Source organism: Xanthomonas sp. NCPPB 1068, from assembly GCF_041479385.2.
GTDB classification, from domain to species: Bacteria; Pseudomonadota; Gammaproteobacteria; order Xanthomonadales; family Xanthomonadaceae; genus Xanthomonas; species Xanthomonas cannabis.
Genome location: NZ_CM192986.1, coordinates 407693 through 424871, shown reverse-complemented (window position 1 = coordinate 424871; position 17179 = coordinate 407693). Strand labels below are relative to the sequence as shown.

At 65.0% G+C, this 17179-nt stretch carries 13 protein-coding genes and 1 pseudogene; 5 read left to right on the top strand and 9 right to left on the bottom strand.

Features of this window, described 5'->3' with window-relative positions; all coding sequences use genetic code 11:
* Window positions 1–98 precede the first annotated feature (98 nt).
* The 6 genes from ACCQ12_RS01860 to ACCQ12_RS01835 all read right to left on the bottom strand — a co-directional run bounded on the left by ACCQ12_RS01860 (window position 99) and on the right by ACCQ12_RS01835 (window position 7243).
* Window positions 99–1580: a benzaldehyde dehydrogenase gene (locus tag ACCQ12_RS01860; RefSeq protein WP_104579366.1), complete on the bottom strand. Its 1482-nt coding sequence runs from the start codon at window positions 1578–1580 to the stop codon at window positions 99–101.
* Between the two features lie 34 nt (window positions 1581–1614).
* Window positions 1615–2382: a coniferyl-alcohol dehydrogenase gene (locus ACCQ12_RS01855; RefSeq protein WP_123137553.1), complete on the bottom strand. Its 768-nt coding sequence runs from the start codon at window positions 2380–2382 to the stop codon at window positions 1615–1617.
* 33 nt (window positions 2383–2415) lie between these two features.
* A complete protein-coding gene (locus tag ACCQ12_RS01850) occupies window positions 2416–3435 on the bottom strand; it encodes a SphA family protein (RefSeq protein ID WP_184374584.1) in 1020 nt (339 codons plus the stop codon).
* A gap of 137 nt (window positions 3436–3572) precedes the next feature.
* Entirely contained in the window at window positions 3573–4049 is a 477-nt protein-coding gene (locus tag ACCQ12_RS01845) for a MarR family winged helix-turn-helix transcriptional regulator (RefSeq protein WP_039408776.1), read from the bottom strand.
* A 500-nt stretch (window positions 4050–4549) separates the two neighbouring features.
* Complete coding sequence (locus ACCQ12_RS01840; RefSeq protein ID WP_372382803.1) at window positions 4550–5791, bottom strand: cyclic di-GMP phosphodiesterase; 1242 nt, start codon at window positions 5789–5791, stop codon at window positions 4550–4552.
* 141 nt (window positions 5792–5932) lie between these two features.
* Window positions 5933–7243 (bottom strand): MFS transporter, encoded by a 1311-nt coding sequence (locus ACCQ12_RS01835; protein WP_372382802.1) that lies wholly within the window; start codon window positions 7241–7243, stop codon window positions 5933–5935.
* 777 nt (window positions 7244–8020) lie between these two features.
* Here ACCQ12_RS01835 and ACCQ12_RS01830 point away from each other — a divergent pair.
* Window positions 8021–8566, top strand: coding sequence for a gamma carbonic anhydrase family protein (locus ACCQ12_RS01830; RefSeq protein ID WP_039408784.1), 546 nt, complete (start codon window positions 8021–8023; stop codon window positions 8564–8566).
* Between the two features lie 297 nt (window positions 8567–8863).
* Here ACCQ12_RS01830 and ACCQ12_RS01825 read toward each other — a convergent pair whose 3' ends face one another.
* Entirely contained in the window at window positions 8864–9130 is a 267-nt protein-coding gene (locus ACCQ12_RS01825) for a YkgJ family cysteine cluster protein (protein ID WP_052077060.1), read from the bottom strand.
* Window positions 9131–9185: 55 nt separating this feature from the next.
* Window positions 9186–10556, bottom strand: coding sequence for a glycoside hydrolase family 5 protein (locus tag ACCQ12_RS01820; protein WP_372382801.1), 1371 nt, complete (start codon window positions 10554–10556; stop codon window positions 9186–9188).
* A gap of 381 nt (window positions 10557–10937) precedes the next feature.
* Between ACCQ12_RS01820 and ilvD the strand changes: the two genes are divergently transcribed.
* Window positions 10938–12776, top strand: coding sequence for a dihydroxy-acid dehydratase (gene ilvD, locus ACCQ12_RS01815; protein ID WP_372382800.1), 1839 nt, complete (start codon window positions 10938–10940; stop codon window positions 12774–12776).
* Window positions 12777–13030: 254 nt separating this feature from the next.
* Here ilvD and ACCQ12_RS01810 read toward each other — a convergent pair.
* Window positions 13031–14049: pseudogene (locus ACCQ12_RS01810) on the bottom strand (integron integrase).
* A gap of 1216 nt (window positions 14050–15265) precedes the next feature.
* On the opposite strand from ACCQ12_RS01810, the gene ACCQ12_RS01805 reads away from it, so the two are divergent.
* The 3 genes from ACCQ12_RS01805 to ACCQ12_RS01795 all read left to right on the top strand — a co-directional run bounded on the left by ACCQ12_RS01805 (window position 15266) and on the right by ACCQ12_RS01795 (window position 16818).
* A complete protein-coding gene (locus ACCQ12_RS01805) occupies window positions 15266–15529 on the top strand; it encodes a hypothetical protein (protein WP_104579377.1) in 264 nt (87 codons plus the stop codon).
* Between the two features lie 60 nt (window positions 15530–15589).
* On the top strand, window positions 15590–16060 hold the full coding sequence (locus ACCQ12_RS01800; protein WP_184440929.1) for a hypothetical protein: 471 nt from the start codon (window positions 15590–15592) through the stop codon (window positions 16058–16060).
* 401 nt (window positions 16061–16461) lie between these two features.
* Entirely contained in the window at window positions 16462–16818 is a 357-nt protein-coding gene (locus ACCQ12_RS01795) for a hypothetical protein (RefSeq protein ID WP_184440927.1), read from the top strand.
* The last annotated feature ends 361 nt before the right edge of the window (window positions 16819–17179 follow it).

Sequence of the window (17179 nt, the reverse complement as noted above, 5' to 3'; positions counted from 1 at the left end):
GTGCGCCGCAGCCGCGTTGGCCGCCATGGCGACAGCAAGCGGTCATGTCGCACCCCGGCTTGCACCGACACCGGGCACGCCGATGCCGGCGCAGGCGATCAAAACGGGTACTGCGGCACCTCGTTCTTGATCGTCAGCCACTGCCAATGGGTGTACTGCTCCCAATCGGCAGGGCCGCCAACGCTGGTGCCATTGCCGGAAGCGCCGGTACCACCAAACGGGTTGATCACCTCATCCACCACGGTCTGGTCGTTGATATGCAGCAGGCCCGGATGCAGGCGCTCGCCCAGGGCCATCGCACGCGACACCGAGGCCGACATGATGCCGGCCGCCAACCCGTACTCGCCATGGTTGGCCATCTCGGCAGCTTCTTCATCGGTATCGAACACCGCGATATTGATCACCGGCCCGAACACTTCTTCGTCGAACACACGCATACCGGGGCGCACGTTGGACAGCACGGTAGCCGCGTAAAACAGCCCTTCGTTGGTGGCGCCGGCTTCCACCACGGCGCCGGCAGCGACACTGTCGGTGACGATGTCGATCACCCGCTGCAACTGGCGCTGGTCGATGATGGGCCCGAGCGCCACGGTGCCGCTGACTGGGTCGCCCACCGGCAGGTGCCGCGCCTTTTCCGCCAGCCGCTGGGTCAGCGCCTGCGCCACGCTGCGCTGCACCAGCACCCGGCCGGTGGCCATGCAGATCTGGCCTTGGTGCAGGTAGGAACCGAATGCGATGGCCGAGGCGGCCCTGTCCAGGTCCGCATCGTCCAGCACGATCACCGCATTGTTGCCGCCCAGCTCCAGTGCGACCTTTTTCAGATGCCGTCCGGCGAGTTCGCCGATGCGGCGACCGGCGGCGGTGGAGCCGGTGAAGGCAATCATCGGAATTTCCGGCGATTCCACCAGCGCCTGGCCGATCTGCGCATCGCCATGCAGCACGTGCAGCAGCCCCTTGGGCAGGCCGGCTTCTTCGAGCACCTGCGCGATGATCACCCCGCCGGTGTACGGCGTGCGCGGATCGGGCTTGAGGATCACCGCATTGCCCATCGCCAGTGCCGGCGCCACCGAACGCAGCGACAGGATCAGCGGGAAGTTGAACGGCGAGATCACCGCGATCACGCCCAGCGGCAGATGGCGCGCAAGACTGAGCTGGCCGGCGGCGGTCGGCAGCACCTGCCCCACCGCCTGCAACGGCAGGCCGGCCGCCTGTTGGTAGAACACCACCGCCTCATCCACCTCGCGCTGCGCCTTGGGCAGGATGCCGCCGGTTTCGCGTGCGATCAGCAGCGCCGCTTCCGCGCTGCGCGCCTGCATCACCTGGGCGGCGCGATGGAAGATCGCCGCGCGCTCGCGTGGCGAGGTCGCCGCCCATGCACGCTGCGCCTGCTTGGCTTGCGCCACGGCGGCCTCGACGTCGGCCAGGTCGGCCTTGCTCACCTCGTGCAGCAGGCCGCCGGTGGCAGGCTCATAGATCGGCAGGGCGCCGCCGTTGCCGGGCACCCACTCGCCGTTGAAGATGCAGCCGTGCCACGCGGGGGTGTCGTTTGCAGCGACCGCTGCGCTGGGAAGAGCATTCATGGTCTAGCCTCCTGCTGAAAACAGTGGGGGTGATTTACAGGGTGGTGGATGCCAGGCCGCCATCGACCGGCAGGGTAATGCCGTTGATCCAGCGCGCGGCATCGGATGCAAGGAACACGATGGCGTCGGCCACTTCGTCGGCATACGCCGGGCGCGTCATGCGCTTGGCATCTTCCTTGACGCGCTCCTCGCCCAGCATCGCAGCGAAATCGCCCAGGATCGGCGTGAATACCGGCCCCGGCGAGACGTTGTTGACGCGAATGCCACGCTCGGCGAACCACGGCCGCGATTGCAGCAAAGTCCACACGATCAGGGCTTCCTTGAAGTATTGATAGCAGGTGTCGTGCGCCACCGGGTGCGCAGCCAGCCAGGCGCTGCCAGCCTCGAAACTGTCGGTGGCGGCCAGCTGCTTGTGCAGGTCCAGCCGCTGCGGCCAGTCTGCGCCCAGGATCGAGGCGACGTTGATGATGGCGCCGCCGGACACGATGCGCGGCAACAGCGCATGGCTCAGATGACGCAGGCCCAGATAGTTGACGCGCGCTACCGCATCCAGCGGCGCGGTGCCCGGCACACCGGCCACATTGGCCAGCGCATCGATGCGCTCGGGCAGTGCGCGCACCAGCGCATCGATCGACGCGGGGTCGCCCAGGTCGGCCTGATGAAAGCCGTGCAGCGTCATCTGCACCGGCGTGCGATCGACACCGATCACCGTGGCGCCATGAAACCGTGCCAGGCGTGCGACCTCTGCGCCGATGCCCGAGGCCACACCGGTCACCACGATCGTCTTGTTCTGCAAATTCATTGCCACCCTCCGTAGGAGCCAGCCGTGCCGGCGCTAGAACACATGGACGTACTGCAGGTTGAGGTTGTTGCCGGAGGCCGCGTTCCTGACCTCCACCGGCAGGTAAAGATTGGCAAACAGCATGTTGCTGGCATCCAGCCGCCACGCGCCGCCCGGGCCGGCATAGAAGATGCGTTGCCGGCTGTCGGGCACGCGCTGGCCATTGGTGCGGTTGTCGCGGAATTGGGTCAGGTAATAGGCGTTGACGCCCAGCCGCACATCCGGCGCCACTTCCCAGGACGTGGCGAAGTTGATCCAGCCCGCATCGCCGGCCTGCCCGTTACGGAAGTCGAATCCGTCGGGCAGATTGGGCCGGCGCTCGCTGCGGAAGTTGTAGACGTAGTTGAGGCGCGCGCTGATTTCCCAGTTGGACGTGGGCAGCACGGTGAAGGCGTAGTTCGGCACCAGCGACCAATACCCGGCACCCTGATTCAGATCGCGGTCGCGGTCGAACTTGCCGACCGGTGCCACCGCATCGATTTCAAAACGCTGCGAAAACACCGGCCGCCCGTCGCGCATCACCGGCAGCATCTGCAGGTACGGCCCGAAGGTCAGATCACCCACGCCGGCGCCGTTGTCGCGCAGGGTGGCGATGCTGTTGCGGCCGAACGAGGCGTCCAGGTTGATCAGCGGTATCAGCGTGTTGATGCCGAGCGCGCCTCCAAAGAGCTTATACGGCGTGACATAGGCGATCTGGGTCAGCAGCAGGGTCGAGTCGATGCGCGGATTGGCGAACACCGGCACATCGTCGCCCTGCGCGTCCTTGACTGCATCCAGCGAGGTCTGGCGCAGATAGGTGACCACCGCCCAGCCGGGCGTGGTGCGGGTGAAACCGTCCAGGAAGCTGGTGCCGCCGGTATTGAGGCCGTTGGTCAGCGCCGCGCTTTGCGGAACGCCCTGCGCCAGCGCCGCACCGCCGGTACACACCCCTACCGCGCCAAGTGCGGCGCAAAGCGTCCACGACACCCGTCGACCTGCGCCACGCACCACCGTTGTTCGAATCACTGCGGACATCTCCAGCGTTGGGAGGAAACAACAGGACGTGCCAGACGGCACGCGTCAGGCAGGCGGCATCGCCGCGCTGTACACAGCACGTGCAAACAGGTTGTGCGAAGGAAGACGCTGCCAGGCGCTGGCCTGCAGCGCGCGGCTTACGGCGAGTCGAGCCGGTCCAGGCGATCGAGCGCGCGCAGCAACGGCGCCTCGCTGGTGCCGAGTACGGCACTGAGCTGCCGCTCCATGCGCAGCACCTCGGCTTCGGCATCGGTCAGCAGGGTGACGCCGGCCGGCGTCAGCGACAGATGCTGCATGCGCCGGTCCTGGCGCCCGCGCACCTGCCGCAACAGGCGGCGCTTGACCAGGCGCGCCACCACGATGGCCAGGTTGGGCGGCGACACATGCAGCACATCGCCGATCTGGCGCTGGTTGATCCCCGGGTTGCCGTCCACCAGCATCAGCAGCGAAAAGTCGACCGGCTTCAGATCGAAGGCCGCCACGCAGTCCTGAAACATCCGCCGGACCAGCAGCTCGGTGCGGGTGATGCGGTAGCCCAGCAGCCGCAACAGGCGCGCCTGGTCCACCGTGGTGACGGCATCGGGCAACGGTGCAACGGCGGCGGTAGCGGACATGACGGTTCTCGCGACAAAGGCAGCGGGCGGCACGGGACGCCGCAGGCGCCCGGTCCGCAACGCCGATCCCCGGCGTGCACCGCATTGTAGACGCGGCCGGCCGTACCGATGTGGACATGCCGCCCACCTTCGCTTGCGCTGTGCAGGTGCCTGCCTGCGCAGCGGCCGCTGCCGCCTTGCACGCGCGTGCCCGGCTGCGCGGCAGCGGTGCTGCGGCGCGCGGGGGACGGCGGTGATCCAGGCACGGAATGGACATGAGATCCGGTCGGCATGTGATTGCGTTCCGGAATAGTTATGGATCATAACTACATTGCCAAGCTGCACCGCAGCATGGTCGCGTCCGCTAGCTCGCGGACTGGATGAAGGCCAGCCGGTGCGCGAGGCGGTGCGACACGCTGCTGCCTGTACCGGGCCACGCCGGCGCCCGATGCAGGCGCCGACGGCGCACACGCACGCTCAGAGCCGCGGGCGTTGCCCGGTCAGCAGATGACGCCGCCCGCTTACGGCAGCCAGAGTTTTTCCAGCTCGCGGAAGCCCCAGTCGCCCGGGCTTTCCATCTGCGCGATGCGGTCCTGGCAGTCGGGGCGCGACAGGTCGATGTCCTGCACCAGCACATGGCTGCGCAGCCTGGCCGAATAGAACACGCGTACCTTGGGCTTGAGCAGCGCGTCGGGCGTCTGTTCGATCACCACGGCCAGCTTCTGCGATTCCAGACGCACCAGCGAACCGACCGGATAGATCCCCAGCCGACGCACGAAGGCCTGGAAGATCACCGGGTCGAAGTGGCCTTTCCATGACGCCATCTGCTTGAGCGATTCGGCCGGATCCCAGCCGCGCTTGTACGGGCGGTCGGAGCTGATGGCGTCGTAGACATCGCACACCGCGCCCATCCGCGACATCAGCGAGATCTCTTCGCCGGCCAGACGGTTCGGGTAGCCGCTGCCATCCATCTTTTCGTGATGGTGCAGCGCAATTTCCAGCACTACCGCGTTCTGCACGCCACCGGCCACCAGCAACCGATGCCCGTCCAGCGGATGCTGGCGCATGATGTCCATTTCGTCGTTGGTAAGCCGGCCGGGCTTGTTGAGAATGTCCAGCGGCGTCACCGCCTTGCCCATGTCATGCAGCAGGCCGCCCATCGCCGCTTCCACGACCTGCGGCTCGGGCAAACCGAGCTGACGCGCCAGCCCGCTCATCAGGCCGGCCACCGCCATCGAGTGCAGGTAGGTGTAATCGTCGGCGGTCTTGAGCCGCGCCACGCTGATCAGGGCCTGCGGATGACGCAGCACCGAATCGTTGATGGCCTCCACCAGCGGCATCGCCGCCTCGGTGTCGACGGTGCGCCCCAGCCGCACGTCGCGGAACATCGCCTCCACCGTGTCGCGGCCGTCTTCGAAGATCTTGCGTGCGCGCACCACTTCGGCCTCGATGCCGACCTGCGCGGTGACGCTGTTGGTACGCACACCGCGCGTGCTGGACGCCGGCTCCGGTGGCTCCGGCACGGGCGGCGGCGATGGCGTGTCGATCGCCTCGGGTGCGGGCGTGGATGCGCCGGTGTCCACGTCGAGCCCGCGCGCGGTGTCGATCACCAGCTGCTCGATCCGGCTGCCATGGATCTTGTCGACGTCCTGCGAATCGACCAGGAACGACGTCTTCCAGAACGGATGATGCACCCACGCGCCCAGCAGCTTGCATACATACATGCCGGGACGGAGTTGGTCGGAGTCGATGGTTCTGAGCATGCCGGCGCTGGTCTGCACGAGGGTCACGGATGAGGCCGCCGCGGGCTTGGCGGTCTTCGTGGTTATCGGCAACCGGCTCGATTTCTTTGACCACCGGCCACCGCGTGCGAGGCAGCGGCCAGCCGCGCTCGGCTGAGCGATTCAGCGATCCGGCAGGCGCATTGCCAGCACCGCGGCCGCGGCAAACAGCAGCGGCACCGCGCAAGCCAGATACAACCGCACCGGCGACCACCCGGCGTCCAGCAACACGCCCGCGCAGAGCGGCGACAGGATCGCGCCGACGCGCCCCACGCCGATCGCCCAGCCCATGCCGGTGGAGCGCACCGCCGCCGGGAAGACCACCGGCGCTACCGCATACAGCCCGCCCATCGCCGCGGTCATGGCGGCGCCGGTCAGCAACGCGGTGGCAAAGGCCCAGCGCAGCACCGTGCTGCTCAGCCCGAACGCGACCATGGCCGCCGCCACCAGCAGCAGGGCACCGGCCGTCAGCCACGACAGCCGCGCGCGCAGGGCCAGCCAACCGAACAGGCTGCCGCCGACAATGCCGCCCAGGTTCAACAACACCCCGCCGGTGACACCCTGCGCGGCCGACAGCCCGGCATTCACCAACAGCTTGGGAGTCCAGCTGAGCACGAAGTAGAACGAGAACATCAGCAGGAAAAAAGCCAGTGCGATCAACAGCGATTGCCGCCGTAGCGCCCCGACAAACAACGCCGCATAGCCATGCGTCTGCGCATCGGTCTGCACCGGCAGCGCCGGCAACTGCGCATGCGGCGGCATTGCCATGCGCGCCAGCACGGCGTTGAAGCGCGCAAGCGCCCCGGGCGGGCGACGGGCGATCAGAAATTCCAGCGACTCCGGCAAAAACAGCAGCACCAGCGGCACGCACAGCAGCGACCCGAGCGCGCCCAGCCAGAACACCGCCGGCCACGACCACTGCTGCAGCAACAGCGCCGCAATCGCCCCACCCAGCGTCGCGCCCACCGGGTAACCGGTCGCCTGCAGCACGGTGGCGGTGCTGCGCCAGCGTGCAGTGGAGTATTCGGCCGCGGTCACCGCCACGCAGGCCAGCATGCCGCCAATGCCCAACCCGGTGAACGCCCGCAATGCGCCCAGTTGCCAGGCATTGCCGGCCAGGGCGGACGCGCCCATGCCCACCGTGAGAATGGCCAGGCAGATCAGGGTGAGCGCACGGCGCCCGATGCGGTCTGCCAGCGGCGCCAGCAGCAGCGAGCCCACCGCCATGCCGACCAGCCCGGCACTGAACAACGCCCCCAGCAGCTTGCCCGACAACTGCCAGTCGGCCGAGACATGCGGCGCGGTGAAGGCCATGGCCATCACGTCGAAGCCATCGAGCATGGTCAACAACACGCACACCGCCACCGCCCGCCACTGGAAGGACGTCATGCGCTCCAGTAAGAAGGGCGCAGCGTCTGGGGTGCGTTGGAGCATGGGCATGTCCTGTGCATGGAAGGGCCGGTACCGATCACGTGTGCACGGCCGCGGCATGGCATCGCCGTGGACGGGCACGCTGCCGTGCGCGCGGGCGAGGCAATGCCTGGCGAACACGGCAGTGCGATGACTGCACGCACGCTAGGCCCATCGCACGCACTGTTCAAGCCGGGCCAGCGCACGGCTGTGCGCTAATCGGACGCTGCGGGCCGCCGCTTCGCTTGCCCAGCCACACGTTCGGTCGGTGAGCCGGGTGCGCCAACGGCATGCGCCCCCATGCCGCACCCTGCGTGCCGACATCGATGCCCCTGGCCGCAGCGCCCTGGCTTGTTGCGTGGTGCGTCGATGCCGGCGGCAAAGGCGCGGCGATTCATGCGCGCCGTCGTGCGATGCGCAGGCGCATGCGCCGGGATGGCTGCTGCAGGCAGTCCTCGGCCACCAGTCACCTGGTGACGTGCAACAGCACGCGTGTCGTGCGATTCATCGCAGCACGGGCAACATCACCGCGCACGTTCGATGTCGCGGTGCGATGACCAAGGCCACCGGGCCTGTCGGTCAACCGCGCGCCAAGTGCCACCGGCCGATGCGTGCGACATCCAACATCCAGAGGCGCTTATCCTCACGGTCGCAGTCCGCGCTTGCCTGCACAACACAACAGGCTGCTCATCCACCCATGCCCGCTGTCGCGCGGGTCATGCCTGCGGCAGCCAGCAGCGCCGCGCAGGTATCATGCTGCGGTGCTGCAGTCGGTGGCACGCTGACCCGCCGGAGAGTGCCGTGACCCCGATTCGCCCATTTCTGGACCACACCCCTCAGCTGGGCGCGCGCGTCTACATCGACCCGGCCTGCACCATCATCGGCAAGGTGAGCCTGGGCGATGACGTCTCGGTGTGGCCGGGCACGGTGATCCGCGGCGACGTCAATCATGTGCAGATCGGCGCGCGCACCAACGTGCAGGACGGCACCATCATCCACGTCAGCCACCACAGCCCCTTCAACAAGGCCGGCTACCCGACCGTGATCGGCGAAGACGTCACCGTGGGCCACGGCACCATCCTGCATGCCTGCACCATCGAAGACCTGTGCCTGATCGGCATGGGCGCGTGCGTGCTCGATGGCGCCACCGTCAAGCGCTATGGCTTTGTCGGTGCCGGTGCGGTGGTCGGCCCGGGCAAGGTCGTCGGCGAGGCCGAGTTGTGGCTGGGCAATCCTGCGCGCCCGGCACGCACGCTCAGCGACAAGGAAATCGAAAGCCTGCATTACTCCGCCCAGCATTATGTGCGGCTCAAGGATCAGTATCTGGGCACGCCCGCCGCCCACTGAGCACGCCGCACCAGGCGTCAGACGCCATCGCACGCGTGGTGATGGCAACGAACGCGTGAGCGCCCGAGCGTTGCCGCAGCAGTTACCCACGCGCAAGGCGAGCGGGTGAATCGAGCGGCCGGCCGACGCCCAGGCTTCCGAGCGCATGCATCGCATCCGCGCACGGCACGATGGCCCACATGCGCGTAGACCAAGAGGCCGCGCTGGCGAAGGATGCCTGTTGCCGGTCGAAGCCTGGGCCGCATGCGCGGCGGCGTTGTGCGCATGCTTCACGCACCTGTGCCTGCAGAACGCGGCTCAGGGCCGCGTGGCGTGCTCCAGCGCGGTGAGGGTGGCCAATGCCTGGGCGCGCGAGCTCCCACACATCTCCGCGGAAGGACGCAGGCTGCCACACACCAACGGCCGCGTTGGCAACCCGAACAGCCGGCATCGGCCCTGCCCGTCCAGCTGCACGCACGGCACGCCGGCCGGCTTGCCATGCGGCATGCCGGGGATCGCCGAACTGATCGACGGCGCAATACAGCACGCCGCGCAGCCGGCGCGGCACGGAATGTCCATGGGCATTGGTGCAGTGTAAACCGCCGCCCATGGTCCGGCGGCGGCCGGTCATCGTCGGCGGCTAGCGTGGCGGGACATAGCTGGACACGCGCACGCCAAAGAACGCCTGCACCGCGGCCAGGTTGCCCTTGGCCTGGATGTCCGCGCCCACGTCGCGGCTCATGCCGAGCACGTCGTCATCCGGCCAGCCGGGGCCGAAGCACCATTGCGTGCTGGGGATATTGTTCGCCTGCAGGTGGGCCAGCATGCGCGTGGTGGCGACCTCCGCGCTGCGGTTGCCGGCCGGGTAGCCGTGCTCGCCGAGGTAGCCGCGCTTGCCGGCATGCCGCAACGCGTCGATGAAGGGCGTCACCATCTCGATGCCGGTGTCCGGCCGGATCACCTCGTCGCGCCCGCCAGGCCCGATCCAGTTGCCGCCGCCCGCCCCGTTGCTGTCCAGGTAGTTGTGCGCTTCGTAGACGATGCGCGCGTAGGGGTCGGGGATGTCGAACAGGCCCATCGAATCCTGCTGCCAGCGCCGCGCGCTGGCATAGCCATTGCCGCACACGAACACGAAGTGCTCGCGGTCGCGATCGACGATGGTCTTGCAGCACGCAGTGGCGGTCTTCTGCCAGTGCGCCGCCATCGACAACACACTGCCATCGGCATTGAGTTCCTTGCCCTGGTAAGGCTCGTTCATCACGCCCCAGCCGAACACGGCCGGATGCTGCCTGAACCGATTGACGATACGTGCCCACAGGTCGGGCAGGCCGGCCTCGTTGTAGAGCGTGCAGCCCGGCGTGCCGATCACCCGGTACTCGTAGAGCTTGAGCAGCCCGTCGCGGCGATCGAAGTAGCCCTGGTAGCCAAAGCTGCGCAGCGGATAGGTGTCGGCCCAGAGTGCGGGGTCGACCAGATCGTCGATGCGGTTGCCGCGCGCATCGACGATGGCGCCGCTGGCATCGCGCCGGTAGCCCGACTTGGCCGCCACCCGCTGCGGCAAGCGCATGTAGTCGTGCAATTCCACAATCGCGCGTTTGCCGCGCGCGGCGATGTTGTCGAGCGCCGCCTGCACCTGCGCGCAGTAGGTTTCGTTCAACGACAGGCCCTGCCCGCGCGTGAAGCGTGCCGCCGTGGTCGGCAACCGGAACAACGGGCAGGCCCCGGCCGCGGCCACGTGCTGTGCGGTGATGGCGCGGTAGTGGGTGCCGATCTCGGCATTGTCCACATAGCTGTTGGACGCCAGCCCGGACAGGTTCAGGCCGGCGAAGGGCAAGGTGGCGCTCTGCGCAGCGGCGCTGCCGCCCCACCCCACCGATGCCAGCACTGCGGCGCCGGTGACGCCTTGCAGAACACGGCGCCGGGTGATGCCACCGGCTGCTGCCAGCGTCTGTTCGGGAGGATGCGAGCACGCCGCGCTGGAGCGACGGCGGGGATGTGGATGGTCGGACATGGGCGCCTCCTGCGGTGCCGTGGTGGGATCCATGGCGGTGCTGCTCCCCTATGCGCACCGGCCTGGCGCCATGGTGCGGACGCGGCGCGGTCGCGTCTGCGACCCGGTTCGCAGGCTGTCACTGCATGAAACGGCGCATACGTTTACATCGCATTACATGACAGCTACGTGCCCGCGTTGCAGGCGGAGGCAGGCAGACACAACGACCGCCCGCCAACGGTGCGGTGCATGCGAGTGCCGCTCGCGCACGCAACCACGCGCCTGCAATGCCTTGCGCCTGGACCTGTTGCGCCCCCGCTTGGCGGTGACGGTTGCAGCAGCAACAGTCGCCGTGCGGTCTAATTGCCAGCCATCGCTCGCTGACTAGCCGTCGAATTCGCCATGCCCGAGTACCGCTCCAAGACCTCCACCCACGGCCGCAACATGGCCGGCGCCCGCGCACTGTGGCGCGCCACCGGCATGCGCGATGGCGACTTCCACAAGCCCATCATCGCCATCGCCAACTCGTTCACCCAGTTCGTGCCCGGGCATGTGCACCTGAAGGATCTTGGCCAGTTGGTCGCGCGCGAGATCGAACGCGTCGGCGGCGTGGCCAAGGAGTTCGACACCATTGCCGTGGACGATGGCATCGCCATGGGCCACGACGGCATGCTGTATTCGCTGCCCAGCCGCGAGATCATTGCCGACTCGGTGGAATACATGGTCAACGCGCATTGCGCCGACGCGCTGGTGTGCATTTCCAACTGCGACAAGATCACCCCCGGCATGTTGATGGCCGCGCTGCGGCTCAATATCCCCACCGTGTTCGTCTCCGGCGGCCCGATGGAAGCCGGCAAGACCAAGCTGGCCGAGCACAAGCTCGATTTGATCGACGCGATGGTGATCGCCGCCGACGACAGCGCCTCCGATGAAAAGGTGGCCGAGTTCGAACGCAGCGCCTGCCCCACCTGCGGCTCCTGCTCGGGCATGTTCACCGCCAACTCGATGAACTGCCTGACCGAAGCGCTGGGCCTGTCGCTGCCGGGCAACGGCACCGTGGTGGCAACGCACGCGGACCGCGAGCAACTGTTCCTGCGCGCCGGGCGCGTGGCGGTGGAGTTGTGTCACCGCTGGTACGGCGCCGAAGACCCCACCGCCCTGCCCCGCGGCATCGCCACGTTCGAGGCCTTCGAAAATGCGATGACGCTGGATATCGCCATGGGCGGCTCGACCAACACCATCCTGCATCTGCTCGCCGCCGCGCAGGAAGGCGAAGTGGCATTCGGCATGCAGGATATCGACCGTTTGTCCAAGCGCGTGCCGCAGCTGTGCAAGGTCGCCCCGAATACGCCGAAATATCACATCGAAGACGTGCATCGCGCCGGCGGCATCATGGCCATCCTCGGCGAGCTGGCGCGTGGCGGGCTGCTGCATACCAACGCAGCCACCGTGCACGCACGCACGCTGGCCGACGCCATCGCGCAATGGGATGTCACCCAGGCCGACGATGAAAAGGTGCACACGTTCTACAAGGCCGGCCCGGCCGGTATTCCCACCCAAATCGCGTTTAGCCAGGCCACGCGCTGGGACAGCCTGGACACCGATCGCAGCGAGGGCTGCATTCGCGATGTCGCGCATGCGTTTTCGCAGGAGGGCGGCCTGGCCGTGCTGTACGGCAATATCGCCCGCGACGGCTGCGTGGTGAAGACCGCAGGCGTGGATGAATCCATCCACGTCTTCGAAGGCAACGCCCGCGTCTTTGAGAGCCAGGATTCGGCGGTCAAAGCCATCCTTGCCGACGAAGTGAAAGCCGGCGACATCGTGGTGATCCGCTACGAAGGCCCCAAGGGCGGCCCCGGCATGCAGGAAATGCTCTACCCCACCAGCTATCTCAAATCCAAGGGCCTGGGCAAGCAATGCGCCCTGCTCACCGACGGCCGCTTCTCCGGCGGCACCTCGGGCCTGTCGATCGGCCACGCCTCACCGGAAGCCGCCGCAGGCGGCGCCATCGGCCTGGTGCGTGATGGCGACAAGATCCTGATCGATATCCCGAATCGTTCGATCAACCTGCTGGTTTCCGACGAGGAGCTTGCGCTGCGTCGTGCGGAACAAGATGCCAAGGGCTGGAAGCCGGTGGAGGTGCGCCCGCGCAAGGTCACCACCGCGTTGAAGGCGTATGCGTTGTTGGCGACGAGTGCGGATAAGGGTGCGGTGCGGGATAAGGCGTTGTTGGACGGTTGAGGCTGGCTGCTACGATAAATCGAACAGGCGCCAGATGGCCGCAGAGCGCAATTGTGCAGGAGTGATACGCGTGCCTCACGGATGCATTCGCGCCCATCTGCGATGCGCGCAACGTGGGGTGGGTCGCGCTCGGCCAGTGCAGCAACTGGCTGCCGTCATCGCGCACAATCGAGTCTGAAAAGCGTGTCTCAGGCGCAATCATGGTGGCTTGCTTGGCAGCAAGCGGCCATCCGCTGCATCAGCAACGCGGCAGCTCACGCTTCACCACCAACGCTGCCCAGCCCATCCAATGGACTGCGAACCGCCGACGCACCGCGTCCCAGCACATGCGTGTAGATCTGCGTGGTGGTCACGTCCTTGTGCCCCAGCAGTTCCTGCACGGTGCGGATATCGTGGCCGGCCTCCAGCAGATGGGTGGCGAACGAATGCCGCAACGTGTGGCAGATCGCCGGCTTGACGATGCCAGCCTGCTGCCGTGCCGACTGCACCGCACGCTGCAGAACTTCTTCAGAGACATGGTGCCGCCCAGGCCGGCCGCTGCGCGGATCCCGCGACCGGCGCGCAGACGGAAACAGATATTGCCACCCCGGCTCAACGTCGGCATTGGGATACTTGCGCGCCAACGCGTGCGGCAAGAAGACCCGACCGGCACCGGCCGCCAGATCCGCCGCATGCACCAACAGTGCGCGTTCGCGTTGCCGCTGTAGCGCCTCCCGCAGGCTGGGCGGCAACGGCACCCGGCGGTCCTTGCCGCCCTTACCATCGCGCACCACGATCTCGCCACGCGCGGCATCCACGTCCTTGATGCGCAGGCGCAGGCATTCCATCAACCGCATCCCGCTGCCGTACAGCAAGCTGCCCATCAGCCAGCACGGCCCCTCCAGCACGCCAGCAGACGTGCCACCTCCTCGCGCGAAAGCACTACCGGAACGCGCCTGGGCCGCTTGGCGTGCACCAGGTTTTCCATCCACGGCAGCTCGATGCGCAGCATTTCGCGGTAAAGAAACAACAGCGCCGCCAACGCCTGGTTCTGGGTGCCCGCAGACACCCGGCCGTCAGTGGCCAGCCGCGTCAGGAACGCCTCGACTTCCGCCTGCCCCATCTGCGCCGGATGGCGCTTGCCGTTGGCCAGGATGAAGCGCCGTATCCAACTGATATACGCCTGCTCGGTGCGTAGGCTCTAGTGCCGAACCCGCAGGCGGTCACGCACCTGATCGAGTAGCCGAAGCGGTGGAGGTGCTGTTACGCCATTGTTTTGGGGGGTGTATCTCATACGCCTGCGTCCTTGCTGGATAACACTGAAAGCATCCGCATGGTCGCGGCCGCTTGCTATCGTGCTATCCCGTGACCCCGGCTAGGATTTTCCCCGTTCACAAAGCGCCAGCGATCGAAGATACTCAGCGCAGCACCGCATTTCGGCGGTCCAATAGTTGTTAGGCCTCATGACAGCAGATAGGTCAATTGAATTGCTGCAAAAGCACGCGCACTTGCTTACACGGGACAAGCAGGCCATAGCTCGCTACATCTGTGACAATTGGCCATTGGATATGAGGCTACCAAAAGGTGTTGCGGAGCATGCCCGTCGCGCATATGGGCGTTCGGTAATCAGCCTTCCGGATGCTCAGGGGATTGCTCGTGATCTGTTCTTGGAGGCCGCCAGACTTGTGCATTCGTCGGACAAGGCTAAGGCCTAACAATTCATTCAAGCCGACGCAGATCATGGGGTTGGAGTTCTCTCGAGACTCAGAGAATGCTGCTGGGAGAGTCGTGTACTCCAATCATTCCCAGGACTATTTGCCGTTCTATCTCGTAGTTGATCACTCGTCTGGCAAGATAATCCGGCGTCACAATATCCGGGCCCTCGATGAGCTATCTTCCGGGGCCTAACAATTCATTCAAGCCGAACCCGCTTCGCGGGTCGGCTTAACTCAGGTGTTAGGCGGCACTGAACCTATGCGCACATTCGTAATTTTCCTCACTATCGCGGCCTGCGCTTTCGTTATTCCGCTCGGCTTCCGATTCTCTCCAAACAAGCTCTATCTACTGCTCTCCCTGTGCGCGTCGCTCGCCGTCTGGCTTCCTTTTCACCGGTACCTAGTCGGCCATTGGAGCGTACGTCCGAGGGTAACGCGCGCCGCCAAGATCAACGCTTCCAATGTAGTCGTGCAGGCCACAATCATGTCGGCAGCAGTTTTCTTCCTTTCGTGTTTCGTTTTCGGCATCTTCTTCACCATGGCGGTAGGCAACACAACTCTTCAGGTCGGCCGAGTCATCTCATCGTGGCCGTCAAGACGCTGCACCAACCTGAAAGTCAAGACGGAAACCGCTGGCTTCGTGAGTCTTTGTACTAGATATCCACTCGGCGTAGGCTCAGCCATCGCGGTCCGTGTTCGTACGTCCGCTCTGGGGCATTACGTCGAGTAGCGTCCTAACAATTCGTCCAAGCCGACGCCGCTTCGCGGCGCGGCTTAACTCAGGCGTTAGGCCCCGTGCTCAACCTCAAGCGCTACTTCAAGCACCGCAAACTGAAGCATCTCTGGGATCGAGTCTTGCCCGGCATGACCGTCACTCAAGCGGAGCAGATCATGGGGTTGGAGTTCTCTCGAGACTCAGAGAATGCTGCTGGGAGAGTCGTGTACTCCAATCATTTCCAGGACTATTTGCCGTTCTATCTCGTAGTTGATCACTCGTCTGGCAAGATAATCCGGCATCACAATATCCGGGCCCTCGATGAGCTGTCTTCCGGGGCCTAACAATTCATTCAAGCTGAACCCGCTTCGCGGGTCGGCTTAATTCAGGCGTTAGGCGCTGCCATGGACATTCCCGAAAGCATGAAGCAAGAACTGGGCCGCTGGAACAATTGCGCGGGTATTGACTTAGAGGCTTGGACGAGTTGCATGGGCAACTACGGTCTCGCGGTCGGCTATTTGACAGTGTTCTGGCCGGAGTTCACCGAACACGATGGCTACATTCTTCGAGAGGGCTTTTCTGAGCAGTCACTCCGCGGCTTTGAGACCGGAGAAGGCGCCACCCGAAAATCCGTGGAATGGGTCATGAACCATCTCCACATCGCTGATATCCACTGCGGAGACGGCGATGCACTCACCCAAGATAAGGTCGCTGTTCTTGGGCGCGCTCTAAAGGAGATCTACCAAGCTAAGCTTGCTCGCCAATTTCCGCACGCGCCTTGCATTGTTGAGTTCTATGAGCCGGATGATGGCGGTGAGATCATGGACTACCAGATTTCGTTCTGGCAGGCGCGGCATGAACCGGTCAGCCCCTAGCAATTCATACAAGCCGAACCTGCTTCGCGGGCCGGCTTAATTTATGCGTTAGGCCGTGGTGGAGAAAATGCGTTGGTGGTTGCCGCTTCAGTAAGTTTGCTTGAGTGCATGCCGTCGGATCCGGACAGCAGTCACCACCGCTGCTGATTGCGGTACGTTCTGTGCTTCGTCGCCAAACGTTGTTGCCATGCTGCGCTCGTTGCAATTAGCTTCGGTGGCATCACGCGCCGGGCATCGCTGGGCATGCTCCATCCCACAACCTGTGGCACACTCGGGCCAGGCGGCAGTGCTGGGGAGCAAAGTTGCAACATCCAACTTCTGCGGCCACTCACTGCCTAACAGCTCATTCAAGCCGAAGTTGCTTCGCAACTCGGCTTAATTCAAGCGTTAGGCCAGTGACCATGCATCCTCGCCTGTTTCTCACAACTCTCTTTCTTTTGTCTGGCTGCACTCAACAAGAGGAAGTGCCTGAATCAAAGTGTCCGGACGAGACAAACGAACAGGCCTTCTCTCGGCCACCGCTCGCGCTTCCGGAGGCGACTGAAGGACTCTATGTAGGCAAATACAAGATTTCATATGTGGTTCAGCGATCGGGAGCCGTCACCGATATTGAAGTTGATCTGTCGGAAGTTCGATTGAATGGCGAGCCACTGGTTAATGAAAAGTATCGGACCTACGCGGTAGATCATTTGAGAAATCAAAAGTTATTGCCGCAGAAATTTTCTTGCAGAATGAGCATTTCTGGCTGGTCGAACTAATATAAGCACTGGCCTAACAATTCGTTCAAGCCGAGACCGCTTCGCGGCCCCGAGAATAAAGGGTCAGACTCATTTTCCAGATGCCTCATCAGTATGGCCAACGGCTTTGTTGGATGCTGATCGACGCCTTGCTGCTCGAAGCAGTTGACATCCCAACAAACCCGCAGCAATCTCTACCTCAAGGAGCGTAGAAACTCCTCGAACAGCGGTGCCCATCTCCGTCAAACCGGTGGGTTTTTTGTGCCTGCAGATTCTTGTGGGTGCAACCGACGCGATGCCTGCGTCGGGAGGGCGGCTAATACAACACCCTTCGGGGAAATACGCCCGCCGACTGTTCGCGGTTTCTAACCTCCCGACATCC